The 1,451-nt window shown below is 58.4% G+C and carries 1 protein-coding gene; it reads left to right on the top strand.

Annotated elements, in window-relative coordinates; translation table 11 throughout:
• Positions 1 to 145: 145 nt before the first annotated feature.
• Positions 146 to 1,045, top strand: coding sequence for a replication initiation protein (locus tag V2S86_RS25295; RefSeq protein WP_330734095.1), 900 nt, complete (start codon positions 146 to 148; stop codon positions 1,043 to 1,045).
• Positions 1,046 to 1,451: the final 406 nt, after the last annotated feature.

The raw sequence follows: 1,451 nt of genomic DNA, 5'->3' as shown, positions 1-1,451 counted from the left end.
AGGTGGAGAAAAAGGCGGTCAAAAGGTGGAGAAAAAGGCGGTTTTATCAGAGTCTTTTTAAAAACTCTCACAATCGGTTGAAAATGGGGTAGAGGGTCGGTATTGTGAGAGTTCTATAGGAGACTCGCACTTAAGGAACGATGGCATGGAAAGAGCAGTGGTATGCAAAGCTAACGCGCTTGTCGAAGCCTCCTACAGGCTGAGCCTTTATGAGCAACGAATTGTCTTGGCGTGCATAGCTCAGGTGCGACGTGACGAGCCGTTGACTGACCAGCACCTCTACACCGTCAAGGTCCAGGAGATCGCAGAGATGGCCGGTGTTGGGCTCAAGACTGCCTACCGGCATTTGAGGGAAGCATCGGAAAGGCTTTTCGAAAGGCGCGTGACGCTCCACGAGACCCCAAACGGCCAGGGTGGGGCTAAAGTGCGGCTCACGCGCTGGGTGCAGACAGTAGAGTATCGGGAGGCTGAGGGTATGGTTTCCCTGCGCTTCGGCACGGACATGGTGCCCTACCTGACGCAGCTCACCGAGCAGTTCACGCGCTACCCGCTTGATGAGGTCGCCCAGCTCAAAAGCCCGCATGCGATCCGTTTTTACGAGTTGCTCTGCCAGTGGCGAAATACGGGCAAGCGCGAAGTGGCTCTGGACTGGTTGCGTGAGGCGCTCCAGCTTGAAGCTCGTTACCAGCGGCTTTCAGATCTCAAGCGCTGGGTAATCGAACCCGCCGTTGAGCAGATCAATGAGCACACGTCGCTGAACGTGAAGTGGGAGCAGCGCAAGACTGGCCGCCGCGTGACGCATTTAGTGTTCATGTTCGGTGAGAAACCCAAGACAAAGAAGAAAGCGCAACAAAAAGCAGCCCCGGCAAAACAGCCGACAGAAAAGAAAAATCCCGGGTTTACTGATGAAGAAATCGCAAAAGCGGCTCGTCCGGGCGAAACCTGGGAACAGACCCAGCAGCGTCTCGAAGAAGAACGGCGGCGGCGCATAGATGCAGCACGTGATGCAGCACGGTCAGTCGTCGGTCTTGCGCGTCACGAGTAGCGCGGGTAAAGTCAGAAGCTACACAACCTTCCCCGGGTATATGGGGCGAGTTCAGGATCTCGTAAAAATCTCGGCTGTGGTCATAGCGTCTTGAGGGACACTATCGCCACACCACCAGGTGCTCAACGCAACCTGCCCCGGCCAAGCCGGGAGAACGACCGCCAAAGAGCGGCACCTTCGGCCCAGGCCGAGTTACCGGCAGCATCCGCCGCCGGCCCCTCCCAAGGTCACTACCGACCTTAAGTCCGCTAGGACGACCCCGCCAAGACGGGGCACCCGGACTGCCGCGCAGCGTGCAGTCCGTGACGGGCACAGCCCGTCCCACGACTCCCCAAGCCCAAGCCCGCCCCGGCGGCATCCACCGGCCCGGGATCGTGTGCGCGTCACTTCGATAAGAGCGAAGCGA

It is taken from the genome of Serratia sp. C2(1) (genome assembly GCF_036352655.1).
Lineage (GTDB): Bacteria > Pseudomonadota > Gammaproteobacteria > Enterobacterales > Enterobacteriaceae > Serratia > Serratia inhibens.
Note: the sequence above shows the minus strand (reverse complement) of the source record. Positions and strands in the feature narration are given on the sequence as shown.

Excerpts from the sequence above, each read along its gene's own strand:
- V2S86_RS25295 (WP_330734095.1), top strand. The coding sequence starts at position 146 with ATGGAAAGAGCAGTGGTATGCAAAGCTAACGCGCTTGTCGAAGCCTCC.